This window comes from Xenorhabdus hominickii, assembly GCF_002632725.1.
In the GTDB taxonomy this organism is placed as follows: domain Bacteria; phylum Pseudomonadota; class Gammaproteobacteria; order Enterobacterales; family Enterobacteriaceae; genus Xenorhabdus; species Xenorhabdus hominickii.
In genome coordinates this window covers 229724-255188 of the sequence record NZ_NJAI01000005.1, presented here as the reverse complement: position 1 = coordinate 255188, position 25465 = coordinate 229724, and the positions used below count along the sequence as shown (strand labels likewise).

Genomic DNA, 25465 nt, shown 5'->3' with positions numbered 1-25465 from the left:
TGCCAGACCGATGGTGCATGTCAACCGGCTGGCGAAGCTGGTTAAAAATGTCGGCGGAAACTCATGGCGCTTTGCGGATTCGGGCTTTGCCTTTTCCGGTAACACTATTTCAATCAGTGAAGCGGGCAAAATGGATTTTGAATACTTTCAGGCGGACCATTTTAGTTACAAACCCATCAACTACGACATCTACGCGATTAATTTCGACGACTACTTCTAACCTTTCAGGAATACCCGCATGTACTATTCACAAGGCACGATTTCCACCGTGTCCGGCTCGGCTATTATCCGGGGCACGGGCACCCGATTTAAAGACAACATCAACGGGGTGGCTCCCGCCCAGCTTATCTTAATTCAGTCCGACGAGGGCAACCGGTTACATATGATTCAGGCGGTGAACTCGGATACTGAGCTGGTGTTGGCCGATAACGCCGCTGTCACCCTGAATGCGGTGAAATACCAGATTCAGACCACGCTGCCGGATTCCGTCTCGGATGGGGTTCGGCACATGGTGGCCGCTAACAGCTATATCATCCAGTTTCTCCAGAACATGGATGCGTGGATGTCCCAGAATGGCGTGGTAAATGTGATCCTGCCGAACGGTCAGACGGTGGCCCTGCAATCGATTCGGGCGATGAAGGCGGAAATAGCTCAGCTAGGACAGACAATGGCGGGGAAGCTGGAGAAGAACCAGAACGGGTCAGACATTCCGAATAAACTGGAGTTTGTGAAAAATCTGGGTTTACGGGATACGGTAAATAGAGCCTCAAATGCAGTGGCACGGGATTTATCTAACGGGGGAATACAAACAATTCAGAGCAACATTGTAATAGAAAACCGGCTTGATGCTGCACGTGAAATTTCCTGTTTTACGGATGAAACTCGTATTAACCTAAAAACCCACGGTAATGACCCTCATATTGTTTTCAAATGGAATGACTCTCAATGGTATGAAATGCGATTCCCCAGAGGAACTGGACATGTATTATCGTTAGGGGCTAACTGCTGGCGTGATGACAATGGTTATATTAGAAAGAGTTCCCCTATTCTCCAAATCCACCCCGATGGCAAGTTTGAAACCAATGACGAATCCGAAGGCGCCACGGTCACCAGACTTGGCCTCGGTCACTATCGGGTCTCCGGTGTGCTGGGCTATAACGCCGATGGCGCATGGGGGGTGCATGGCGGTATCAGTGTGCCCCGTGATATCAACGGCAATGAACTGGTGTATGTCGAGGATAAGGTGCTGCCGGATGGGGCCATCGACCTCAAAGTGACGCACCGACAGAACACCCACATGCCTGCCCGCCTACAGAACCGGCGCATCAAGTCCATGGAGGCACAGACGTATTATACCGAGGATGAGCCGTGTGACTTACCCGCCGGCACCCGCTTAGATGTTCGTGTCCAGATGCCAGAGGATTCGGTGTGGAATGTGAGGCAGGGGAATTGGACGGTGTAGCAAACAGCGAACAGTTAATTTATTGAGATGTAACTGATTAAATTTATTAGCTTATTTCAGAATAAATTCGACAAGTTGTGATATTAGAAATGCATATGACTACTAAAAAATGGTTATTTAACTCATTTGATTTTTAACCATTTTATAGCATTAAAAAATGTATAACTATTAATTAAACTTTTACAATTGTAAGAATAACCACACATGTCATTTTGGTATATCTGTATGAAATGCAAATGTAAAATTACTTCATATCGATAACATTACACATTTAAAAATATGTGAATCCAAGATGTTTTACTCGATATAAATTAGTTTATTAAATAATATTTCACATGTGCAACTAATGAAGTTTATTTATATTTATCAAGGATATTTATGTCGGATGAGAATAAAATGAATATGGACTTTTTGAAAGGGTTAGATAAAAACATCTGTCCAATATGTGGTGAAAAAGATTGCCCATATCCAAGGGATAGAAGGGGGGATAAAGTAATTGAAGAGATAATGAAGGAGTACGCCAAAGACAATATGCCACAGGTGAAAAAATTATATTTGACGAAAATGCTTCCACTTAGAAAATTAAACTTTGGTAGGAGTGGGTCTGGTTCAAACGAAGCATTTGCTAATAAAGTGAAACAAGCTGAAAACAATATGAGTTCATTCGGTATGTTGGGGCATTTTTTCGGAAAATCCGGCCGAGAACTGACTCTTTCTGAAATCGGTGTACATGATCGGATTCGTGGATTGATGCAGAAACCAGGTGCATTTGGCAGACCAGAGGGTAGCATTCAATCTCGTTTTATCTCACAGATTCAAAGTGGTGAACGAATTGATTTTGAAAATAATTATAATTTTGGTCTAGAAAAAAACGTTCCGATTTATGATCCGCTGTGGGGGATTGGAGGCGCAAAGATCAGTGGCAGTCTTACAAACGTTAGTGCTGAAAAAGTGGGTGATGGATATAATGTATCTGGTACAATAAATTATAAATTGTATGATAAATTTACTGACCCATACGACACATTTAATTGGGGGAAAGAGGATATTAATGTGGGTGGCGAGCCATTTGATATCACTGGAGAATGGAAGGAAAATGTAAATCTCCGTGTCGACGGAAGGATTTTTGAGAATAGAGTACTGCAACTTCTTAAGGATAAAAAATAATTTTTCATGGCCGCGCATTTAATGCGCGACTTTATAAAAAATATCCAATTAAAATAAATATTGATAAGAAAATTGTGGAATAAATAGACTTAATATAAAAATAAATGTCATTAATAACGAGACCCATATAGTTTTTTTCATATTTCTTTCCAATATAAAGAAATAGCTAACTAATATGGTTAAGAAGAAGAAAGTTACAATTGACATGAAAAGCATGGCGACAAATAGCATAATATATCCTTTACCGAAAATTTTCCGTAATCATATAGGTAATTGATTGAAAATCATAATTTTGTTTATAACCCTCTTGTTTTCCTTAATTTCTGCTTCTCTAAATAATTATATAAAAATTAGTAAGTTATACAAATAGGACAATCCTCCTCTTTTAACCCATTGATTTAATTTAATTCCTGTCCTGAGCGGGAATTACGCAAAATCAACAAGTTATTCAGTGGAAATTAACTACAGGAATTCCTTTAGTTTAAGGAGTCCTATTACCGTGGTCCTCAGTTTGGCTTTCAAATAGGCCAAATTTTTGACTGATTACTGAATAATAAAGATGACTCAGATTTGAAGCATCTTTAAGGTGTGATATCCCATATTGAGTACGCAATACTTTTTTTGTGCAGATACCTCACATGTTATAGGGTGGAATTCTGTCCTTTGGGATTACTCTTCTTTCTGCTGCATTAGCTTATTAAATTTTTCATGCAGGGACTTTGGATACAGTTCCGTGTATACCTGCCATAGAATATTGAGAGAGCGATGACCTGTAACTTGGGCTACTTCTTCAATCGAGAACCCAGCTTCAAATAAACGACTGGCTCCCTCTCTGCGTAAGTCATGATAGCGGAGGTCTTCAATACCTAGCGCATTACGGACTCGCTGAAACCCCACAGTTACACTTCTAGAATTATAGGGAAATATCAATTCATTCGTTTTTGGTTGTCGCTGGACTATTTCCCATGCGTCTCCCAGTAGAGGAACAGACATGTGATTACCTGATTTCTTTCTTGGGTCTTTCCTGTCCCTAACAATGACGGATCTTTGCTTATCATCTATATCATCCCATCTTATTTTGCATACCTCACCTATGCGCATACAACTAAGAATAGAAAAATTCAAAATGTCCTCATAGGGTATTTTCCCTTCTCTATGACTACTGCGTTTCCGCAATCCTTCAATAAGTCTGTTGATCTCATCTTGCACAGGTCTTCTGCTACGACGCTGAGATTTTCCGATTAATCCCATTTGGGTTAAAAGTGAACGAGCTTCATATGCAGGATTTGAGACATAATCTATGTTATAGATTGGTTTGGCTGATTTTAATACTGATGTTAAGTAGCTAATATCATGATTGATGGTTGATGGGGTTATGCCTGTAGATTTCCTTTGCTTGCAGTATTCAACAATATGACTCACCGATAGATCAGCCAGTGTTAGTTTTGCTAGGTCGCTATCTAACAGCATTTGTAATACGTACTGCTTAGTCCTCCCTGATTTTTTACCCAGATCTGGATCATTAATGTATTTATACAATAAATCACCAACGGTTAAATCTTCAGTATCACTCTGTGCGGGAATTCCGCTTTGCTCCAGTTCAGCGGATCGTATAGCCCCCCAGGTCTTAGCCTGAGCCATTTTACCAAATGTTTTGGTTTCACGATGGATGTGTTTACCGCCTTCTTTTATTCCCACTGTACAACGATATCTAATAGTGCCGTCAGCACGAGGGCGTTTCACTATGTTATAGTAGGCCATTATTTACCTCCCAGACACCAGTACACCATTTGGTGTGGTGTACTGGATGGTGTACCGATAAACTCAAAATAGCCTAAAATGTATTGAAATGCACGAAAATATACAGATACAAAAACATAGTAAATTCACTGGAATATCAACCAATACTGGAAAATTCAAGCCTTCCCGCTTCTCCGTTGCCCCCATGCTTGATTGGACTGACCGTCATTGTCGTTACTTCCATCGCTTATTAAGCAAAGAAGCGTTGCTTTATACCGAAATGGTTACAACGGGCGCGATTATTCATGGCAAAGGGAATTATCTGGCTTATAACGAGCAAGAGCATCCATTGGCATTACAATTGGGTGGTAGTGAGCCTGAAGCCTTGGTGCATTGTGCCAAAATCGCACAGGAACGGGGTTATGATGAAATCAATTTAAATGTCGGCTGTCCTTCTGATCGTGTGCAGAATGGTCGTTTTGGCGCTTGTTTGATGGGGGACGCGGTGCTGGTAGCGGATTGTGTTAAAGCGATGCAGGATGTGGTGGATATTCCGGTCACTGTCAAAACCCGCATCGGGATTGATGAACAGGATAGCTATGAATTCTTGTGCAATTTTATCGATACCGTCGTGAAAAATAGTGGTTGCGATAATTTTGTTATCCATGCACGTAAAGCGTGGCTGTCAGGCTTGAGTCCAAAAGAAAACCGTGAAATTCCACCGTTGGATTATCCACGGGTCTACCAATTGAAGAAAGATTTTCCGCAACTGACACTTTCCATTAACGGTGGTATTAAATCACTGGAAGAAGCGAAACAGCATTTGCAGTATGTCGATGGCGTGATGATTGGGCGAGAGGCTTACCAAAATCCCTCTATTCTGGCTCATGTGGATCGTGAGTTGTTTGATCAAACAGCTCTGGTAGCAAATACTGTCGATACGGTTAAGGCGCTTTATCCTTACATCGAGCAGGAATTGTCAAAAGGCACTTATTTAGGCCATATCACTCGCCATATCTTGGGTATTTTTCAAGGTATTCCCGGTGCTCGCCAATGGCGTCGTCACCTGAGTGAAAACGCCCACAAATCTGGTGCTGATGTTATGGTTGTTGAAAAAGCATTGGAAATGGTAACTGAGCGGATGTAATCCGCTCAGTTGATCAAAACTGTTTGATTAATAATAAACTATGGAATTAATAAACTGGAACCGTGGGTTGCACGGCTTTCCAATGTTTGGTGTGCTCGTACCGCTTCGCTTAATGGAAATTTCTGGCTTTCTGGTACGTCCACATTGATTTTGCCGCTGGCAATCAAATCAAAGAGCACCTTGCTGGCTTCATTCAATTCATCACGGGTGGTGATGTAACCCTGAAGGGAAGGGCGAGTGAGAAAAAGTGAGCCTTTCTGATTGAGGATACCCAAATTGACTCCTGTTACAGGGCCAGAGGCGTTACCAAAGCTGACCATCAGCCCTCTGGGTTTTAGGCAATCGAGTGAATCCAGCCATGTTGCCTGACCGACGGAGTCATAAACCACACCCACTTTTTCCCCATCAGTGATATCCCAAACACGCTCCACGATATTCTCGCTATTATAATTGATGGTTTGCCATGCTCCCGCTGTTTTGGCAAGGTGGGCTTTTTCATCTGAGCCAACTGTTCCAATCAATTTTGCTCCCAATGCTTTTGCCCATTGGCAAGCAATCAAACCAACACCACCAGCGGCCGCATGGAATAGGAAGGTTTCCCCTGCTTGGAGTTTGTGTGTTTGATAGAAAAGATAATAAACAGTTAGACCTTTCAAGAATGATGCAGCCGCCTGCTCGAATGATATAGCCTCTGGCAGTATAGCTAACTTGTTTTCTTGTACATTATGCACTTCACTGTAAGCACCAGAAGCTGACAGGGCATAAACCACACGATCACCAACTTTAATGGATGTCACAGCAGCTCCAACCTTAGTGACAATACCGGCAGATTCTGTTCCCAAGCCGCTGGGTAGATTGGCTGGCGGGTATAACCCGCTACGTATATAGGTATCAATGTAATTAATACCTATAGCCTTATTCTCAACTTGTACTTCATCAGCTGCAGGGTCAGCAGGCGTAAATTCACAATATTGGAGCACTTCAGGGCCGCCCGTGGCGGAAAATTGAATACGTTTTGCCATGGTAACTCTCTCATTATGTTGTATACCTATTGTCTTTCAAGTTGCAGCTTTATTGGCTACGTTCACTCACCACAGTTGCATAGTTAGCTATGCTTCTGGGAATTCGCTCTCTTGCCGCCGCGCTGCATTTTGCAATCCATGGGGTATAAATATTGGGAACAGCCTCGCACGTTTGCAATGCAATCGCTGCAAACTGCGTGAATGTGCTCGAAATAATTACAGACTATATATATTTACTTTGTGTTTTGAAGTTTGTCCATGATTATTATTTTTATATAAATATCAAATAATTAATCAATCATTCAACTGTATGTTGTTACAGTGTTTATTGACGTTTTGCCCCTCTTGCAGCACACTGCGTATAAACAATTGTATAAATACTTTTAGCGATCATGGCTGCCGAACTAAACAAGCTCAGTGACAAAAAACTTAGAACCCTGCACGGAAAAGAAAGGGGCAATATTGAATTTTTTGCCGATGGTGCGGGGTTGAGCGCCAAAGCATCTAAAGCTGGTGGCGTTAGTTGGGTTTTTACCTACCGGCTTGATGGAAAAAAGTTAAACCGCCTTACCATTGGGCGCTATCCTGATGTAAGTCTTAAGCAGGCTAGAGAAACGAGGGATAAATGTCGTAGTTGGTTAGCATCTGGGAAAGATCCAAAGCTGCAATTTAACTTAGTGATGCAGGAATCATTAAAACCAGTTACTGTGAAAGACGCTATTGAATATTGGATAGCGCACTACGGTAGAGAGAATCGAGTCAATATTGATACCCTTATTCTGCAATTAGAAAAACATATTTATCCTTATATTGGTGAAATGGCATTGTCTGACTGCGAAACAATATATTGGCTGCAATGCTTTGATAGAATGAAAAAGAAAGCTCCAGTGGCTGCTGGTTCTGTATTTCAATTGTGCAAGCAAGCTCTAAAATTTTGCCGAGTAAGAAGGTATGCAGTCAGCCATGTATTGGATGATTTAACTATTCAGGATGTTGGAAAAAAACAAAATAAAGGCCAGCGATATTTAGACGATCATGAACTTGGTCAATTATGGGACTCCATAAATACAGGTATTTACCTACCTTATTATAGTAATTTATTGAAAATCTTGGTTGTATTTGGCTGTCGGACACGGGAGATCAGGTTATCCAAATGTTCAGAATGGAATTTGAATTCTATGTTATGGACTGTCCCAAAAGAAAATAGCAAAACAGGTGAAAAAATTATTCGTCCAATACCAGAATATATAAAGCCATTTTTAATGAATATTATTCACCAAAACCATAAAAGTGGTTATCTCTTAGGGGAAATTAAAAAACTTGAAGCAGTCGCACAATATGGCAGAAAAATATGGAAAAAATTAGAGCATGATGAGGAATGGTCTTTGCATGATTTAAGGCGAACGTTTGCAACTAAATTAAATGACATAGGCATAGCACCTCATGTCGTTGAGCAACTGTTAGGCCATGCATTGCCGGGCATTATGGCGATATACAACAAGAGCCAGTACCTACCAGAGAAGCTGGACGCCTTAAACAAATGGTGTGAGCGACTGGATGTATTAGCGGGCAATTATGAGAATGTGGTTATATTAAAAGCAGCTCAATAATCGAAATTAATGAGTTTGATGATGAGCATGATAATTGTGATATATACGTAACAAATGTGGCTTTCTTTCGTAATAATTTCTTTTAAGTAAAATACCCTCACAAAAACAATTAAACAGTGAGGGTAACATAATCATGCAATACAGTACTCCTACCCCAGAAGAACGCCGCTCTATCCTTTCCGAATATGGTGAACCTTATGATCGTCTTATACGTGAAAAAGAACGCCAGCACATCACCTCTATTTCCAGAACATCAGCATGGAAACTGGAAAATGCAGGCCGTTTCCCTGCCCGTAAGCCATTAGGCCGCAATTCGTGTGCTTGGTTGCTTAGTGATCTGCTTCATTGGGTGCGCAATCCACCCACAGTAGAGAACGTGAATAACCCATACCGCCGAGCTGCTTCGCGCCAATCCGAAAGAACGCTTCCAGAGTTATGAGACGGCGATTAAATCCGGTGTGATGTGCCCGAATGAAGCCCGTGAACGGGAGGGCTTATCACCCCGTGCTGGTGGCGATGAATTCAGTCAGGCATGGAAGCAAACCGTGGAAATTAAACAAGACAAGGAGAGTAACGAATGAGAGCAGGCAGATTACGGCATCGGGTGACAATCCGAAAAAATGAAGCCAGTCGGGGTAAATTTGGTGAAGTTCTCAACAACTGGGTAGATTTAGCCACTGTCTGGGCAGAAGTGAAAGCGATTAGCAGGCGGGAGCTGGTGGCATCCGGCGCCGTTTTCTCCGAAGCCACCGTGCGTATCTGGCTGCGTTATCGTGCTGATGTGACCACAGCGAACAGCATTACCTTTCACGGAGCGAACACGACGGGCACAGCTTTTAGCATTATGGCGGTCATCCCCGATGCGAAATACACCCGCCTAGAGTTGCTTTGCAAGGGAGGGATATTCCGATGAGCCAGATTGAAATTTCCCTGAATGAAATCAAGCAGCATTGTCGGCTGGAGGAAGATTACATCCTTGATGATAGCTTATTAACGGGTTATGCCGATGCTGCGCTGGAAGTTTGTCAGAAACATATCGGTAAGCGGTTTGGTGATGATCTGGCTTTTACCCCGGAGATTAAAGTCGGTTGCCTGCTATATATCGGCTTGCTGTATGAGAATAGGGAAATGGTAACAGACGCAGAGCTAAAAGAAGTGCCTTTTACCATCAAATCACTGTGGTCTGTCTATCGTGATGTGGGTATCTACTGATGCCGTGGCAACCGTTAAAGCGTTGTAGCTATCCAAGTTGTAAGCAACGGGTAAAGTCTGGTCGCTGTGAGGAGCATCGGCGGGAACAGAACAGGCAGCGCGGTACACGTACCAAACGTGGCTACAGTAACCGATGGAGTAGATACAGATTGATGTATCTCAAAACGCATCTCTTATGTGTGCATTGCCTCAAGCAGAACTGCTACATGCCTGCAACCATTGTAGATCACATCATCCCGATACAGGGTGAAGCGGATGTGCTGTTTTGGCCTGCATCCAATCATAAAGCACTATGCCAGACCTGCCATAACCGTAAGACCGTCCAGACAGATCCCATCACCAAAGCCAAGCGCAAACAGGGAAGCTATCAGGAACAGGAAGCAGAAGCCGTACGTTCGGAATAATAACAAACTGAAATAACGGGGTAGGGGTAGGGGTAGGGGTAGGGGTATCAAAAATGACAAACGCCCCTCTGAGCGGAACCGCCCACTCCTTCAATTTTTACGCACGGCAATTTTTTTGAAAATAAATCACAAGGAACAGAGAACATTATGGCAAGAGCACCCAAACCGCCTACTTATTTAAATGATATTGCCGCCAGTCAGTGGAAGGCCAAAGGTAAAATCTTAAGCGAGCGGGAAGACCTGAACGCCGCCGATTGGAACAATTTAGAACTGTATTGCGTCAACTATGCCATTTACCGAAAGGCTGTGGCAGACCTTGATATCAGAGGCTTTAGCATTGTGAACAGTCAGGGCAGTGAAAGCCGTAATCCATCACTGAGCGCCAAAGCTGACGCTGAAAAAATCATGATAAAAATGTCGGCGTTGCTGGGTTTTGATCCGGTATCACGGCGGAAAAATCCGGTGGAAACAGAGGAAGAGGACGAGCTAGACCGACTATGAACGCATGGGAACAATACGCTTTTGATATCGAAAACGGCACAATTCCGGCCGGTAAACGGGTAAAACAGGCGGTGAATCGTTACTTTAACGACCTGAATAACCCGCTTTATGTGTTTGATTCGGAGGTGGTGGCACGGTTTATTGCCTTTTCCCGTTACTGTCCGCACGTCAAAGGCCACTTGCGCGGTAAACCGATTATATTAGAGCCGTGGCAGCAGTTCGCTTTTGCTAACCTGTTTGGCTTCAAGATCAAAGCAACCGGACGCCGAAAATATCGCAGTGCTTATATTCAGGTGCCGCGCAAAAATGCCAAATCCACCGTTGCTGCGATACTGGCAAATTGGTTTCTGGTGATGGAGTCAGGTCAGCAGGATATCTACACCGCCGCCGTGAGTCGCGATCAGGCGCGTATTGTGTTTGATGATGCCCGCCAGATGTGCTTGTTATCAAAACCGCTTAAAAAACGGGTAACTGTCCAACAGCATAAAGTAACCTATGCCAAGAGCAACAGCCTGCTAAAACCACTGGCTGCCAAAGCTGCCACGATTGAAGGGACTAATCCTAGTCTGGCAATTGTCGATGAGTATCATTTACACCCTGATAACGCTGTATATTCTGCCCTTGAGTTGGGAATGGGTGCTCGTCCAGAAGGTATACTGTTTGCCATCACCACGGCAGGCAGCAATGTAATTTCAGCCTGTAAACAACATTATGATTATTGTTGCCAGATACTGAGCGGAGAAGAACTGAACGAATCGCTGTTTGCGTTGATCTACGAGCTGGACGACGAGAACGAAATTGATAATGACGCACTTTGGATAAAGGCCAATCCCAATCTGAATATCTCCGTGGACAGTGCTGCGTTGCATGACACCATCCAGAAAGCGCGGGGCATTCCCTCACAATGGACAGAAATGCTGACCAAACGCTTTAATATCTGGTGTCAGGGTGAAACACCGTGGATGGGCGAAGGGGCATGGAAAGCTTGCCAGACAGATTATGATGAAAACGACCTCAAAGGATTAGAGTGTTACGCTGGGTTAGATTTGTCCTCAACAGGTGATATCACTAGTATTTGTTACACGTTCCCCGTGGATAATGAGCTGTTATTACTAACCCGCCATTACTTACCCGAAGCCCAGTTACAGAATCCTGCCAATAAGAACCGGGCTGTTTATCGCCAATGGGTACAGGCAGGTTGGATACGCACTACCGTAGGCGATTGCATTGATTATGACCGTATCCGTGATGACATTCTTAAAGACAGCCAGCACTTTGATATCAAGCTGGTGGGCTTTGATACATGGAACGCCACCCACTTACGAACACAATTACAGGGCGCAGGCTTGGACGTTGAACCATTCCCACAAACCTATATGCGCTTTAGCCCTGTGGCTAAATCTGCCGAGGTGTTTGTTAACCGCAAAATCATTCGTCACAACGGCGATCCTCTGCTCGCATGGGCGATGTCTAATGTGGTTATGGAAACGGACGCTAACGCTAATATCAAACCGAATAAGAAGAAATCTGCGAATAAAATCGATCCTGCGATTGCGTTCCTGATGAGTTTTGGTACATGGCAAGCTGAGCATGAAGAGTTTGTGTCTAGCTTAAGTGAGGAACAGAAACAGAGACTAGATGACTTTGACGGAATTTAGATAACTAATTGCTTTTTTTAATTCCTGTGCAGTATGGGAATTAATGAAATCAAATGCTCGAAAGGTTAAATATCACACACCTTTTGGAATTAGTCGCTACCTCATCTGACTGTGTACTGTAGAAAGGAGCGACTAAATCTGACAGTCAGCTTGAGCGAGGAGCAGACATTGACGCTATCTTAGGGACTTCATTAAACGCAACGTAATACACTCTTCGCGGCTATTTGTTACATTTTTTCTCTATCAAACAGCAGGTTCTCTATTGCTTTGTATATATCTACCCACGTACCGTCTAAATTGGCATAAGGAATCAATTTATATTCCTCTTTCGCCGATGATGCGGTCTTTGTTCCACTGTGAGATAATTATAACCAATCTCCTATAATGAGGGAGATTTAATCTCGAGGGTTTAATTCCCCGTCGCTTGCGACGGGGATGTTTATTTATGGCAGTCTTACTGAGAGATAGGTGGGCTTTAACTCGTGCTTTGTGAGAATTAGAGCGAACAGAATACTCGTCTCTAGCTACTCTTTGTTAGAATTTTGCATAGAAAGCTTCGATAAATTCGTTGCTCGGCATGCCAACCACATATGGAGTAATATTTACGATCTTTGCTGTTATATCTACGCTATTAACGAATGCAATGCCTGCAAAATCATTTTGGCCAGAGCTAGGGCGAAACTGGCAGAATGCAGTGCTAGTAGTCACCCAGCGCTTATCAATAAAAGCAACCACTTTGTAGTCTCCAATCTTAGTGTAAATATGGGGATCTTTTTTCAAGTCGCTTTTAAATATTGTTGTGTAATCGGATAAGCAGTTGGGCATTCGTATGTTTTTTGTCCTGAAACGGCGATCAAAACTTATGTACATTCCTTTTATAAGAGAAGGCTGCGTGAGTGCAGTCTCAATTGGCACAGCTTTTAATTCCACCATGCTTAAAAGTTTACTAAAGCCAGCCATTAGGCCATTTAGCTCCCAGCCTAACTCATGTAATGCTTTAATTCGGCCATAGCGCGAAAGATCTAGCGAATACCCATATCTAGAACATAACAAAGAAAGTCGTGGTACGTTTATGTAATACATCTGGTGGAGCTTGGTATCCCAGATAGGATTACTGGCCAGATTTTCAGAAATCCAATTTTCATGTGATTTTTTTATTTCTAGTAATCTATCAACAGGGTAAGAACTTGGGTTATCATCAATTACCTTGTGATGCATAAGACAGAGCAGAAGCAAGTTTCTTTCAGAATTTCTTGTTGATAGGGTAAGATCGGATATTCCTCGTGGGCCGTCTTTTTTTTCTGCAACTATATGTGCAACTTCGCCAACTAAATGGGTCAGTTCTTTGGCTTCATCATTTAGCAATAAGTCTTCTCTGCAAATAGAGCACTTACCTGCAGCTTTAGACCAAATCACTTTTTTTAACTTCTCTGATACTGGCACACGGCCTCCATGCCTTTAACGTTGATAACATATATATTTTTGTAGTGACAGCGAAATTTTAATAAAACAATCACCTAACCTAGCTTGGTTATGTAATTCTACATTAAATAAATATTTGGATATGAAAAAGTAATAGGGTTGCTTTTTTCTCATTCACTTCTCTACAAGTTTCATCACAATTTCTCATAATGGCACTGAGCTGGCTGTCATATTTGCTTAAACTCAGAGTAGCAAGGGCATAGCTCTCATCTGGACAGCATATAACGTAAAAGTTAAGCGTTTATACTGGTTCGCTTATTGAACCAGATAAACCAATCAGCTAAAGTGGCCCCGCCATTGGCAAAATCCGATGGTCAGGGTTTCGCAGCCTTGTAAACATACCCCACTGGTAGGAAATTTCTACCAGTGTGTCTGCTATCGCCTATTCAATGGCGGTTCTGATAGGGGAGGTTTCGGCCTCGCCGGATGGGTATGTTCCGGTACTGCGAACTCTGTCTGAATCGCCACCATCAATGTTCAATTAATGGAAGGGGTAGCAGGAATGAATAACGTTAGAAATGATTGGCATCAAGCTGATATCATCGCTGCATTACGTAAGCGCGGTACAACTTTAGCGGCTGTTTCTCGTGAATCTGGCCTCAGTTCATCTACACTGGCAAATACTCTCAGCAGACCGTGGCCTAAAGGCGAATGGATTATTGCTAACTATCTCGAAATACACCCATCTGAAATCTGGCCGAGTCGCTATTTTGATTCGTATGGTGAATTGATTGAACGTAAGGTTCGGGATAAATCATAAAAATAATCAGTTCCATTTGAAAATCATCGGGAAGATAGCCGTAACGGGGTATCTTCTCACTAGCAGTAACATTCGTCATTATCACTTCAATAGCTTAGAACGTTTAGTGTACTGACCACGTTTTATTGTTCATACATTCACTCTCATTCTTTCTTTTCTTTTGCCTTGTTTTTATCTTATGCTTTGTTTATAGATTTGTTCAGTGTTCTATGTATAAACAATTATATAAATAAACAAGAACAAACTCGTTTAAAAATGAGGATTATTTATTCAATATCAATTGGTTGTATTTAAATTGCGAGTATAGACTATATAATTACTCAAGGCAGTTTTCATGGCGTATACTGATGCGCTATCTCTTTTTTTTGTTTAGTAGATTGATGCGGTATACATGGCTGGAAAAAAACCAACTAACAACAGTATGGCTGAACCAAAAGATCGCCAAGTGGAAGGGCTGAAACTTCCACCACACTCTTTGGAAGCAGAGCAATCCGTGTTGGGCGGTTTGATGCTGGATAATGAACGTTGGGATAATGTTTCCGAGCGAGTTGTCAGCAATGATTTTTTCAGTCGCCCACATAGACGTATCTTTGCTGAAATGCAGCGTTTGCTTGAAACAGGTAAACCTATCGATTTGATTACATTGTCAGAGTCCCTTGAACTAAATGGGGAGCTGGATAATGTTGGTGGGTTCGCCTATTTGGCCGAGTTGTCAAAAAATACCCCAAGCGCTGCGAATATTAATGCTTATGCAGATATTGTCCGTGAACGTGCCGTCGTTCGCGACATGATTGCGGTAGCTAATGAAATCGCGGATGCGGGTTATGATCCCCAAGGGAGAAACAGTGAAGAGTTGCTGGATTTGGCGGAGTCCCGGGTATTCCAAATTGCCGAAAATAGGGCGAATAAAGATGAAGGCCCGAAAGGTATTGAACAAATTCTGGAAGAAACCGTTGAACGGATTGAGCAACTTTATCAGCGTCCACATGATGGTGTAACGGGAGTTTCTACTGGCTATCAGGATCTGGATAAAAAAACTGCCGGACTGCAAAAATCAGACTTAATCATTGTAGCGGCCCGTCCTTCAATGGGTAAAACCACGTTTGCGATGAACTTGTGTGAAAACGCAGCGATGATGCAGGACAAGCCCGTTCTGATTTTCAGTCTTGAGATGCCCGGCAATCAGATCATGATGCGTATGCTGGCGTCCCTTTCCCGTGTGGACCAAACGCGCATTCGTACTGGTCAGCTTGATGATGAAGATTGGGCGCGTATTTCCAGCACCATGGGGATCCTGCTGGAAAAGCGCAATATGTATATTGATGACTCATCTGGTTTGACCCCGACAGAAGTCCGTTCTCGTGCTCGACGGGTTTTCCGCGAACATGGCGGGCTTAGCTTGATTATGATCGACTACCTGCAATTGATGCGGGTGCCTTCTTTATCTGACAACCGGACGCTGGAAATCGCGGAAATATCCCGCTCACTGAAAGCACTGGCGAAAGAGCTTCAAGTGCCGGTTGTTGCACTTTCCCAGCTTAACCGTGGCTTGGAACAACGAGCTGACAAACGTCCGGTTAACTCCGACCTGCGTGAATCAGGCTCCATCGAACAGGATGCTGATTTGATCATGTTTATCTATCGTGACGAGGTTTATCACGACAACAGTGAACTGAAAGGTGTAGCAGAAATTATTCTTGGTAAACAGCGTAACGGTCCTATCGGTTCGGTAAGGTTGACATTTAATGGACAATGGTCACGGTTCGATAACTATGCAGGACCAAGCTATAGCGACGAATAAATTATCGACGAATAAACCTAGGGCCTATTATTCATGTTCAAACGAACTGCAATAATCAGCGTCCATGGGGCAAGCTTTTCTTTTATTTAACGAATAGTTACTAAACTTGGCTGGAAAGCCATAGCCGGAAAATTATAAAAGGGGACAAAATGAAAGCGGCAACTGCTGTTATCGACCGCCGCGCTCTGCGACATAATCTGCAACAAGTCAGGGTAAAAGCTCCTGATAGCAAGCTGATTGCAGTTGTGAAAGCAAACGCCTATGGACATGGTTTATTAGAAACTGCGTATACAATGGAAAACGCTGATTGCTTTGGTGTCGCCCGGATTGGGGAAGCTCTTGCCTTGCGTAGTGGCGGGATCGTTAAGTCAATCTTGCTATTGGAAGGTTTCTTTGAAGCGGCAGATTTACCTGTTCTAGTCGTCAATCATATTGAAACCGTGGTGCATAGCATTGAGCAGCTTGAAGCATTGGAGCAGGCGGATTTGTCCCATCCGATTAAAGTGTGGATGAAGCTGGATACAGGCATGCATCGTCTGGGGGTGAGAATTGATGAAGCTGAAGTATTTTATCAACGTCTGAGCCGCTGCCATAATGTAGAACAACCCGTTAATATCATCAGTCATTTTAGCCGTGCAGATGAACCTGCAGTAGAGACGACTCAACAACAAATCAATCAATTTATGGCATTTGTTGCAGGGAAATCTGGCGAAAAATCGATAGCGGCATCGGGTGGTATCTTATTGTGGCCACAGGCGCATTTGGATTGGGTTCGCCCCGGAATAATGATGTACGGGGCCTCTCCGCTGGCCGATAAAACTGCTGCTGATTTCAATTTGATCCCTGCAATGGCACTAAAATCCAGCTTAATTGCTGTACGTAAACATAAAGCCGATGAATCTGTGGGTTATGGTGGTACATGGAGTAGCAAACGTGATACCTGCCTTGGTGTTGTAGCCGTAGGATACGGTGATGGCTATCCCCGTAGTGCACCAGCAGGAACCCCCACATTTATTAATGGTCGGGAAGTGCCGATTGTTGGCCGTGTTTCCATGGATATGATTACCGTGGATTTGGGGCCAGCATGTCAGGATAAAGTTGGAGATGAAGTGACCCTTTGGGGAAGTGTTTTGCCGGTTGAAAAAATCGCAGAACATTCGGGTATCAGTGCTTATGAATTAATCACTAAACTGACTTCACGTGTTGCGATGGAATACCTAGACGAATAACGCGCTGAGTTATACTGTTTGTTAATGCGTCTTTAATATAACTTTTGTAGCAGGGAGGTATAACATAGTGTTCCAGAATGTTGATGCGTACGCAGGAGATCCGATCCTGTCGCTCATGGAGGAATTTAAAAAAGATCCTCGTGAAGAAAAAATCAACCTGAGCATTGGACTGTATTACGATGAACAGGGTATAACCCCACAATTACAGGCTGTTGCTGCCGCTGAAAAACAAATAAGTGCTTTGCCACAGCCTGCTTCTCTTTATCTCCCGATGGAAGGCTTGCTTGCCTATCGTGTGGCAATTCAGGAGCTATTATTCGGTAAAGAGCATCCTTTGTTAACTCAGAAACGGATTGCAACTATTCAAAGCGTGGGGGGCTCAGGCGCATTGAAAGTAGGTGCAGATTTCTTACACCGTTATTTCCCTGATTCTGAAGTGTGGTGTAGTGACCCAACATGGGACAACCATGCCGTCATTTTTGCTGGAGCAGGAATTAAGGTGAATTATTATCCTTATTTCGATGACAAAACCAAAGGCGTAAAATTTGACGAAATGTTGGCAACATTCAAACAATTGCCAGCTAAAAGCGTTGTTCTGCTGCATCCTTGTTGTCATAACCCCACAGGTTCTGATTTGACTAATGACCAGTGGGATCGGGTAGTGCAGGTTGTTAAAGAGCAGGAGTTGCTCCCTTTCCTTGATATTGCATATCAGGGATTTGCCGATAGCATGGTAGAAGATGCTTATGCAATTCGCGCGATGGCAAATGCGGGATTACCTTGTTTGGTCAGCAACTCATTCTCGAAAATATTCTCATTGTACGGTGAGCGTGTTGGTGGATTATCAGTGATCTGCAATGATGCAAAAGAGGCTGAACGCGTCTTGGGACAATTGAAAGCCAGTGTGCGTCGCATTTACTCCAGTCCACCAAATTTTGGCGCACAGGTTGTTGCTAAAGTTTTAGGTGATCCTGAATTAAAAAACCAATGGCTGGATGAAGTTGAACGGATGCGCTTGCGTATTCGTGAAATGCGGAGTGTGTTGGTAGATGCCCTGCAAAAAGCGCTGCCAGAGAAAAATTTTGATCACTTGTTGAAACAGCGTGGCATGTTCAGTTATACCGGATTCAGTCAGGCACAGGTTGAGCGCTTGCGTGAAGAATTTGGCGTCTATCTGGTTGGTTCAGGCCGTGTTTGCATGGCCGGTGTGAACCATCATAACGTACAGCGCATTGCTGAGGCGTTTGCTGCGGTGAGTCAGTGATTTTATATCTCGGGTAGAATTTCAAGTTGCAGCCAATAAAACTGCAACTTGAAAGTGCTAGCTCAAATTTGAAGACTTTTATAGGGTATTTGTGATTGAAGTTTGTTCGCCCTGTCAATCTATAACTGCTTCATATATAGTAGCCTTCTAAATCTAAAAAACCTTTCACTGTAATATTAAATCCCAATCGAATATTTAACTTAATCTTTTGACATTAAAAAATTAATTGAATGGAAATAAAAAAATGTAATACCAACTCTTGAGCTCTTTCATCAATTATTAGGATGAACATTAACCCATAAAAGCGCTATCGCGTTTTTATTGAGATAATTCTTAAAAAGAGTCAAAGCATTATGGATATGCAATCAAGAAAGTATGGTAGAACGTTCCATTACCCGTTCTCGCCGGGCACAACCAGTGACGATCGTATTAATCATCATTGGTGGCAAGATGTGCAAAAAATTAAGCAGCTTGTTCACACTGAAAAATTAGATGGTGAAAATAATTGCCTGAATCAATTTGGCGTATTTGCTCGTTCGCATGCTGCACCAACACAATCAGCATGGACTCAGCAAATTCGTCAGCGTTGGCAATTAATCAAGGATGATTTAGGTAATATCGAGATCTTTGGCGAAAATCTTTATGCCATTCACTCCATTGAATATCGTCATCTTGAAGAATATTTTTTTGTGTTTGCTGCACGTATTAAAGATAGTTGGCTTAGTTGGGAAGAAGTCAAATTTTATGCCGCATTATTTGACTTTCCAACTGTGCCTGAAATCATCCTTCCTGAAACACAATGTGAACCTGCATTTATGCAAAATATTATTGAAACGGCAAAACAAGACAGCCGTTTATCTTCATGGGACACAAAAACTCAACAAAGGTGTTCAATGGAAGGTATTGTTAGTCGCGATGCAGGGGAATATTTGGTGACTGATTTTTCACATCACGTATTTAAATATGTGCGAAAAAATCATGTCAAAACGGATATCCATTGGAAACGTCATTGGCAAAGAGCTTCACTCCATTTTGAATATCTTTCTAATGCCAATAAATATCGCGTAAAAGGAGAAAGAGGATGAGTTGGGTATTCAGTCGCGATAAATCATGGGATTATTTATCTTCGACCTTCTCTTTTATCGCTGATATGGATGGAGTTCAGCAAGATCTCATTCATCATGCCGAAGGTGATGTTGCGCTTCACACGCAAATGGTATTGTCTGCCTTGGAACAGATGCCGGAATATTCATTGTTGACGGCGGAAGAACAAGAAATTCTCTGGACGGCAGCATTATTACATGATGTAGAGAAACGTAGTACAACGAGAGCGGATTGTAATGGACGTATTATTTCACCAGGTCACGCCCGTAAAGGTGAATTAACGGCCAGACAAATTTTGTTCCAGCAAATACCTGTGCCATTTGCAATACGGGAACAAATTGCTGCGCTTGTGCGCTTTCATGGATTGCCATTGTGGTTAATGGAAAAACCGAATCCACAAAAGGCATTGTTGGCCGCATCATTACGTGTCGATACCTATTTGCTGACTCTGTTGGCAAAAGCAGATGTATTGGGTCGAACATGCCATGATGCGCAGGAATTGCTAGAACGGATTGAACTGTTTGAACTTTATTGTCATGAACAGCTTTGTTGGCGTGAACCACGAGAATTTTCTTCTGGTGAAGCGCGTTTTCATTATTTTTCCTCTGACAGTGAACAACCGAACTATCAACCTTATGATGACTACGGTAGTCAGGTAACTTTACTGTGTGGATTGCCGGGAATGGGGAAAGATCATTTTATTCAACAGCAAGGTAAAGGTGTTCCCGTTGTTAGTTTAGATGCCATTCGTCGCGAGTATCAAATTAGTCCAGAAGATAAAAATGCCAATGGCTGGGTTGTACAACAGGCGAAACAGCAAGCCAGAGAGAAATTACGTAACAAGCAGGATTTCATTTGGAATGCCACGAATCTCACTGCTCAAATGCGCCAGCAATTAGTTAAATTGTTTGTGAGTTATAACGCCAGAGTCAGGATTGTCTATATTGAGCAAGATTACAAACTCTGGCGGCAGCAGAATAGTCATCGCCAATACGCTGTACCGGATAAGGTACTGGATCGGATGCTGGGTAAGTTGGAGGTTCCGACACCAGAGGAAGCACATGAAGTCTGTTATTTTATCGATTCAATGATATTGAATCGATAATCGCGTGGCGTATTTTTTAATAGGTTATTTTTTCTGGTGAATAGGTTTTTCGAAGAGAGAATCCTTTCAAGGGAATAGCCTTTTCAAGGAAATAGTAGAAAGTAAAAGGCTGCTGAGACACCGCAGCCTTTCGGCTGAGTAATTCCGGTATGAAAATTTACTTTTTCAGTAATTGATAGAAAGTTGGGTTGTCATCACATTGCCCACTGCCACATTCCAATAAGGTAGAAATCAAATTAGCTGCGATCAAAAAGGCGAATAGCCACATGACAACTTTGCCTAATGCGGGTGGCGTGTATCTTGTCGAATCAGTATTACCGGCTTTCAGAGGCATGATAACTGCAATAGCAATGATAGTCAGAATAGACAGAATTGCAGCCCAAGTATAAAAATGCAATCCGAAGAAAGTTGAACCATATCCGGTATCTCCCGGCAGGATATGAAGGGAAACTTGGCGCATGGCGACAAAGCCAGTCACGATGCAGCCGAATATTGAGAGGCTATAGTGAGCGTTTTTGATACCAAAATAGATATTAAACAGAAAGCCGAAACCAATCATAATAATGCCGGCACGCTGTAACAGGCATAATGGGCAAGGTAAATCATAGAGTGCCAATTGATAATAAAAAGCGACTAACAGAACCACACTGATACCGAATAAACCGAGGATATTCATGGTTACTGCGAGATTAACATTTTGTGATGATGACATAGTGTTATTCATTACGGTCTCCAACGGTTAGAAAGAAAGGTTTAATGCGTCAGTGGCATGATATTTAAACCAAAAGACCGTGATGATTAACAAAACAAACCAAAGTGTGTACGTCAGCTTTTTCTTGCCAGTAATGACAGTGGCAATGATCACTAGCGCAATTAAGAACGGTAAAAACATATACATGTTTAATCTCCATTATAAATTTAACTTATATGTTATGCCATTATGCCATTATGCCATTATGGCATTAATGCATTGGAAATGTGATCATTAATAATATTAGCTCAACAATATGATGCTGATTTATGAAAAGTTATTTCATTGTAAATAATGGCAGTAAATGCCTTGTATACACGTATTGTTATGAATTTAGTTAACAATTGATCTAGGAATAAGGAAGGCTCCCCACAAAGTGGGGAGGATCGTAACGTCATTTAGTTACTAAAATAAATTAATCACGTTCAAGTATTGGTTTCAAAAAACGGGCAGTATGAGACTTCTCGCACTGAGCGACTTCTTCGGGTGTTCCCGATACCAATATTTCACCGCCACCACTACCGCCTTCAGGGCCAAGATCGACAATCCAATCGGCAGTTTTGATCACATCCAGATTATGCTCGATTACAACAATGGTATTTCCCTGATCCCGTAGCTGATGCAGAACGGACAATAACTGCTGAATATCCGCGAAATGTAGGCCGGTTGTCGGTTCATCAAGAATATAAAGCGTTTGACCTGTACCCCGTTTGGATAATTCTCTCGCGAGTTTTACCCTCTGGGCCTCACCCCCTGAAAGTGTCGTTGCTGATTGCCCCAGACGAATATAGGAAAGGCCAACATCTATCAAGGTTTGTAACTTGCGGGCAAGGGCTGGAACGGCATCGAAGAACTCTCGGGCCTCTTCGATGGTCATGCTCAGTACTTCATTGATATTTTTTCCTTTATATTTGATTTCCAGCGTTTCACGGTTATAACGCTTGCCCTTACATTGATCACAAGGCACATAAATATCAGGCAAGAAATGCATCTCAACTTTAATTACCCCATCGCCCTGACAGGCTTCACAGCGTCCGCCTTTAACGTTGAAGCTGAAACGTCCCGGTGTATAACCACGCGCACGGGATTCTGGGACACCTGAAAATAACTCCCTTACCGGAGTAAATACGCCAGTATAAGTGGCAGGGTTGGAACGGGGTGTTCTGCCTATCGGGCTTTGGTCGATATCGATCACTTTGTCAAAATGCTCTAATCCTTCGATGTCCATATAAGGCGCAGGATTAATGTTCGTCGCTCCGTTTAGTTGACGTTGTGCGATAGGGAATAGTGTGTCGTTGATCAATGTTGATTTACCCGAACCGGAAACCCCGGTGACACAGGTAAACAGGCCGACAGGCAGTTTTAATGTCACCTTTTTCAGGTTATTGCCTTTTGCCCCAATTAGTTTCAGTATTTTGTTGGGATTGGCAGGTACGCGCTGTTCTGGAATGCCAATTTGACGTTCTCCACTCAGGAATTTTCCGGTGAGAGATTTCTCACTCTCCATGATATCAGTGATGTTGCCTTCGGCAACAATCTCACCGCCATGTACACCAGCACCAGGCCCGATATCAATAATATGGTCGGCTGCACGGATGGCATCTTCATCATGTTCGACCACAATAACGGTATTGCCCAGATTGCGCAGATGCAGCAACGTTTCCAGCAAACGCTCATTATCCCGTTGATGAAGGCCAATGGAAGGTTCATCCAGCACATACATTACACCGACAAGGCCTGCCCCAATCTGACTGGCTAAACGAATGCGCTGGGCTTCACCACCAGAAAGAGTTTCCGCTGAACGGGAAAGAGCCAGATAATTCAAGCCGACATTCACCAGAAATTTCAGTCGATCACGGATCTCTTTCAGGACTTTTTCGGCAATTTTAGCGCGTTGCCCACTCAACTTGATATTTTGGAAAAACTCCATTGCATGACCGATGCTGAAATCAGAGATTTGCGGCAACGTAGTATTTTCAATAAAGACATAACGTGCTTCTTTGCGCAATCGGGTTCCATCACAAGAGATACAAGAACGATTGCTGATATATTTTGCTAACTCTTCACGTACAGCAGAGGATTCCGTCTCTTTATAGCGGCGTTCCATGTTATGCAGCACACCTTCAAACGGATGATTACGGACGGTTACATCGCCACGATCATTGGTATATTTAAATTCGATGGACTCTTTGTCTGAGCCGTATAGCACTATTTTTCTAATGTCAGGAGTTAACTGATTAAATGGAGTTTCAATATCAAATTTGTAATGCTCTGACAGCGATCTCAACATCTGGAAGTAATAGAAATTACGGCGATCCCAACCACGGATTGCACCACCCGCAAGAGAGATATCTCCATTTTGGACAACACGTTCAGGATCGAAAAATTGCTGGACGCCTAAACCATCACATGTTGGGCAAGCACCGGCGGGATTGTTGAAAGAAAACAGACGCGGCTCTAGTTCGCTCATACTATAGCCACAGACAGAACAGGCAAAATTGGCAGAAAAGACCAACTCTTCTACCTCTGCATCATCCATATTGGCAATGACAGCAGTACCACCGGATAGCTCCAATGCAGTTTCGAATGATTCAGACAGCCGTTGAGCGAGATCATCACGTACTTTGAAACGGTCGACAACTACTTCAATGGTATGTTTTTTCTGTAATTCAAGTTTAGGAGGATCGGATAAATCGCACACTTCGCCATCAATACGGGCACGGATATAACCTTGTGTAGCGAGATTATCCAGCAGCTTAGTATGTTCGCCCTTACGTTCTTTGACCACGGGAGCCAATAGCATCAGACGTTGTCCCTCCGGCAAAGCTAGAACATTATCCACCATCTGACTGACCGTTTGCGCTGCCAGCGTGATATCGTGTTCAGGGCAGCGAGGTTCACCCACACGAGCAAACAGCAGGCGGAGATAATCATGGATTTCGGTGATTGTACCAACAGTAGATCGCGGATTATGAGAAGTAGATTTTTGCTCAATAGAAATGGCAGGGGATAGCCCTTCGATATGATCGACGTCCGGTTTTTCCATCAGTGACAAAAACTGACGGGCATACGCAGAGAGCGATTCCACATAGCGACGCTGGCCTTCCGCATACAGTGTATCGAAAGCCAGAGATGACTTACCGGAGCCTGACAGTCCAGTAATGACTATCAGCTTGTCACGGGGAATTACTAAATTGATATTCTTGAGATTATGGGTGCGGGCGCCCCGAACTTCGATGTTATCCATATACCATTTCCCAGATTATTGATAGTACAAAATTCGTAAACGAGTTATTATTGCACAAACATTGCTGAATGGATATACAGTGTTTGATGGGGGATCATGCTGTAACCATTACAATGTAATGTAAAGTACGATGCGCTTCGCAAAGTATAATATAACGGGTCTCTGTTTAAACTTAGTCCTCGCATGGTAAACTACTTCGCTTATAATTAGAGAAGTCCGTTTTTAGCAAAATTCATTTCATCAGGAGTATTCCGAATGGCCAGCAGAGGCGTAAACAAAGTTATTTTAGTGGGTAATTTGGGGCAGGACCCGGAAGTTCGCTATATGCCGAACGGCGGTGCAGTTGCCAACATTACTCTGGCAACGTCTGAGAGCTGGCGTGATAAGCAAACCGGTGAGATGAGAGAGAAAACCGAATGGCACCGTGTGGTACTTTTCGGCAAACTGGCAGAAGTTGCTGGTGAATACCTGCGCAAAGGCTCTCAGGTTTATATCGAAGGTGCTTTGCAGACTCGCAAATGGCAGGATCAGAGTGGTCAAGACCGTTACTCCACTGAAGTAGTGGTAAATATTGGCGGCACCATGCAAATGCTGGGCGGGCGCGGCGGCGCAAGCCAAGAAGCTCCAGCACAAGGCGGTTGGGGACAACCACAACAACCACAAGCCTCTCAGCAATTCAGTGGCGGTAGTGCACCATCTCGCCCGGCACAGTCTCCTGCGCCACAGAGCAATGAACCACCAATGGATTTCGATGACGATATCCCGTTCTAAAAAATACCATAGACTATAATGTAAATTA

The 25465-nt window shown here is 43.0% G+C and carries 24 protein-coding genes and 1 pseudogene; 19 read left to right on the top strand and 6 right to left on the bottom strand.

Going from position 1 to position 25465, the window contains the following annotated elements; all coding sequences use genetic code 11:
* From Xhom_RS16065 to Xhom_RS16055, 3 genes are all read left to right on the top strand, one after another.
* The coding region (locus Xhom_RS16065) for a hypothetical protein (protein ID WP_169928465.1) at nt 1-220 on the top strand (220 nt) is incomplete at its 5' end.
* 48 nt (nt 221-268) lie between these two features.
* The gene (locus Xhom_RS36770) at nt 269-1462 is read left to right on the top strand and encodes a phage tail fiber protein (RefSeq protein ID WP_244590789.1); all 1194 of its coding nucleotides are present in this window, start codon (nt 269-271) and stop codon (nt 1460-1462) included.
* A 378-nt stretch (nt 1463-1840) separates the two neighbouring features.
* Entirely contained in the window at nt 1841-2629 is a 789-nt protein-coding gene (locus Xhom_RS16055; RefSeq protein WP_069318045.1) for a hypothetical protein, read from the top strand.
* A gap of 669 nt (nt 2630-3298) precedes the next feature.
* Here the strand turns inward: Xhom_RS16055 and Xhom_RS16050 are convergent.
* A complete protein-coding gene (locus Xhom_RS16050) occupies nt 3299-4390 on the bottom strand; it encodes a tyrosine-type recombinase/integrase (protein WP_069318046.1) in 1092 nt (363 codons plus the stop codon).
* A gap of 88 nt (nt 4391-4478) precedes the next feature.
* On the opposite strand from Xhom_RS16050, the gene dusA reads away from it, so the two are divergent.
* Nucleotides 4479-5516, top strand: coding sequence for a tRNA dihydrouridine(20/20a) synthase DusA (dusA, locus tag Xhom_RS16045; protein ID WP_069318047.1), 1038 nt, complete (start codon nt 4479-4481; stop codon nt 5514-5516).
* Between the two features lie 38 nt (nt 5517-5554).
* Here dusA and Xhom_RS16040 read toward each other — a convergent pair whose 3' ends face one another.
* The gene (locus Xhom_RS16040; RefSeq protein ID WP_069318048.1) at nt 5555-6538 is read right to left on the bottom strand and encodes a quinone oxidoreductase; all 984 of its coding nucleotides are present in this window, start codon (nt 6536-6538) and stop codon (nt 5555-5557) included.
* A 392-nt stretch (nt 6539-6930) separates the two neighbouring features.
* Here Xhom_RS16040 and Xhom_RS16030 point away from each other — a divergent pair, with 392 nt between their 5' ends.
* From Xhom_RS16030 to Xhom_RS15995, 8 genes and pseudogenes are all read left to right on the top strand, one after another.
* Complete coding sequence (locus tag Xhom_RS16030; RefSeq protein ID WP_069318049.1) at nt 6931-8148, top strand: tyrosine-type recombinase/integrase; 1218 nt, start codon at nt 6931-6933, stop codon at nt 8146-8148.
* 133 nt (nt 8149-8281) lie between these two features.
* Complete coding sequence (locus Xhom_RS16025; protein WP_232326178.1) at nt 8282-8587, top strand: helix-turn-helix transcriptional regulator; 306 nt, start codon at nt 8282-8284, stop codon at nt 8585-8587.
* Nucleotides 8538-8729, top strand: a pseudogene (locus Xhom_RS16020) (phage portal protein); the annotation flags it as partial. The gene Xhom_RS16025 and the pseudogene Xhom_RS16020, both read left to right, overlap by 50 nt.
* A complete protein-coding gene (locus tag Xhom_RS16015; protein ID WP_069318051.1) occupies nt 8726-9061 on the top strand; it encodes a phage head closure protein in 336 nt (111 codons plus the stop codon). The pseudogene Xhom_RS16020 and the gene Xhom_RS16015, both read left to right, overlap by 4 nt.
* A complete protein-coding gene (locus tag Xhom_RS16010; protein WP_069318052.1) occupies nt 9058-9360 on the top strand; it encodes a head-tail connector protein in 303 nt (100 codons plus the stop codon). The genes Xhom_RS16015 and Xhom_RS16010 overlap by 4 nt, the downstream gene beginning before the upstream one ends.
* Nucleotides 9360-9764, top strand: coding sequence for an HNH endonuclease signature motif containing protein (locus Xhom_RS16005; protein ID WP_069318053.1), 405 nt, complete (start codon nt 9360-9362; stop codon nt 9762-9764). The genes Xhom_RS16010 and Xhom_RS16005 overlap by 1 nt, the downstream gene beginning before the upstream one ends.
* Before the next feature lie 147 nt (nt 9765-9911).
* On the top strand, nt 9912-10265 hold the full coding sequence (locus Xhom_RS16000; RefSeq protein WP_069318054.1) for a phage terminase small subunit P27 family: 354 nt from the start codon (nt 9912-9914) through the stop codon (nt 10263-10265).
* Nucleotides 10262-11923, top strand: coding sequence for a terminase large subunit (locus Xhom_RS15995; RefSeq protein WP_069318055.1), 1662 nt, complete (start codon nt 10262-10264; stop codon nt 11921-11923). The genes Xhom_RS16000 and Xhom_RS15995 overlap by 4 nt, the downstream gene beginning before the upstream one ends.
* Nucleotides 11924-12457: 534 nt before the next feature.
* Here Xhom_RS15995 and Xhom_RS15990 read toward each other — a convergent pair.
* Complete coding sequence (locus Xhom_RS15990; RefSeq protein WP_069318056.1) at nt 12458-13366, bottom strand: HNH endonuclease; 909 nt, start codon at nt 13364-13366, stop codon at nt 12458-12460.
* Nucleotides 13367-13907: 541 nt separating this feature from the next.
* Between Xhom_RS15990 and Xhom_RS15985 the strand changes: the two genes are divergently transcribed.
* The 6 genes from Xhom_RS15985 to Xhom_RS15960 all read left to right on the top strand — a co-directional run bounded on the left by Xhom_RS15985 (nt 13908) and on the right by Xhom_RS15960 (nt 20668).
* On the top strand, nt 13908-14165 hold the full coding sequence (locus Xhom_RS15985; protein WP_069318057.1) for a helix-turn-helix domain-containing protein: 258 nt from the start codon (nt 13908-13910) through the stop codon (nt 14163-14165).
* A gap of 391 nt (nt 14166-14556) precedes the next feature.
* Nucleotides 14557-15966 carry a replicative DNA helicase gene (gene dnaB, locus Xhom_RS15980; protein WP_069318058.1) on the top strand — a complete coding sequence of 470 codons (1410 nt, stop codon included), beginning with the start codon at nt 14557-14559 and terminating at the stop codon, nt 15964-15966.
* A 149-nt stretch (nt 15967-16115) separates the two neighbouring features.
* Complete coding sequence (alr, locus tag Xhom_RS15975; RefSeq protein ID WP_069318059.1) at nt 16116-17195, top strand: alanine racemase; 1080 nt, start codon at nt 16116-16118, stop codon at nt 17193-17195.
* A gap of 67 nt (nt 17196-17262) precedes the next feature.
* On the top strand, nt 17263-18459 hold the full coding sequence (locus Xhom_RS15970; protein WP_069318060.1) for an amino acid aminotransferase: 1197 nt from the start codon (nt 17263-17265) through the stop codon (nt 18457-18459).
* 353 nt (nt 18460-18812) lie between these two features.
* Nucleotides 18813-19544 carry an RNA ligase family protein gene (locus Xhom_RS15965; protein ID WP_069318061.1) on the top strand — a complete coding sequence of 244 codons (732 nt, stop codon included), beginning with the start codon at nt 18813-18815 and terminating at the stop codon, nt 19542-19544.
* The gene (locus tag Xhom_RS15960) at nt 19541-20668 is read left to right on the top strand and encodes an AAA family ATPase (RefSeq protein ID WP_069318062.1); all 1128 of its coding nucleotides are present in this window, start codon (nt 19541-19543) and stop codon (nt 20666-20668) included. The genes Xhom_RS15965 and Xhom_RS15960 overlap by 4 nt, the downstream gene beginning before the upstream one ends.
* Before the next feature lie 157 nt (nt 20669-20825).
* Here the strand turns inward: Xhom_RS15960 and Xhom_RS15955 are convergent, their stop codons facing one another.
* The 3 genes from Xhom_RS15955 to uvrA all read right to left on the bottom strand — a co-directional run bounded on the left by Xhom_RS15955 (nt 20826) and on the right by uvrA (nt 24666).
* Nucleotides 20826-21392, bottom strand: a complete 567-nt coding sequence (locus Xhom_RS15955) for a disulfide bond formation protein B (protein ID WP_069318063.1) — start codon at nt 21390-21392, stop codon at nt 20826-20828.
* 15 nt (nt 21393-21407) lie between these two features.
* A complete protein-coding gene (locus tag Xhom_RS30355) occupies nt 21408-21566 on the bottom strand; it encodes a DUF5993 family protein (protein WP_169928463.1) in 159 nt (52 codons plus the stop codon).
* Nucleotides 21567-21834: 268 nt separating this feature from the next.
* Nucleotides 21835-24666 (bottom strand): excinuclease ABC subunit UvrA, encoded by a 2832-nt coding sequence (gene uvrA, locus Xhom_RS15950; protein WP_069318064.1) that lies wholly within the window; start codon nt 24664-24666, stop codon nt 21835-21837.
* A 255-nt stretch (nt 24667-24921) separates the two neighbouring features.
* On the opposite strand from uvrA, the gene ssb1 reads away from it, so the two are divergent.
* Nucleotides 24922-25437: a single-stranded DNA-binding protein SSB1 gene (gene ssb1, locus Xhom_RS15945; protein ID WP_069318065.1), complete on the top strand. Its 516-nt coding sequence runs from the start codon at nt 24922-24924 to the stop codon at nt 25435-25437.
* Nucleotides 25438-25465: the final 28 nt, after the last annotated feature.